The organism is Bacillus sp. EKM208B (genome assembly GCF_011800725.1).
Lineage (GTDB): Bacteria > Bacillota > Bacilli > Bacillales > Bacillaceae > Bacillus > Bacillus velezensis.
In genome coordinates, this window is record NZ_JAANHO010000053.1 from 1 (window position 1) to 256 (window position 256).

Genomic DNA, 256 nt, shown 5'->3' on the forward strand with positions numbered 1-256 from the left:
GTTCCATGTCAGCGTCACTGTAGCTGTCGGTCTCTTCATATTCCACTTGGTAGAATACCTCGTCTGCAATGACTTGATATGCTCCTTCTTCGGTCATTACAAAACTTGTTCGCAGCGACTCATGACGCTTAATCAGACGATCTATGGCTTGTTGTATTTTTTCTAAATCAAGGTTACCCGTTACTTCTAGCGCTGACGCCATGTTATATGCAGTACTGTTGCCTTCCATCTGATCCAGAATAAACAATCGTTTCTG

Annotated in this window: 1 protein-coding gene; it reads right to left on the bottom strand. The window is 43.0% G+C overall.

Annotated elements, in window-relative coordinates:
* Nucleotides 1–256, bottom strand: a 256-nt coding sequence (locus G9F75_RS19830; protein WP_167409346.1) for a condensation domain-containing protein, incomplete at both ends; no start/stop codon positions are given.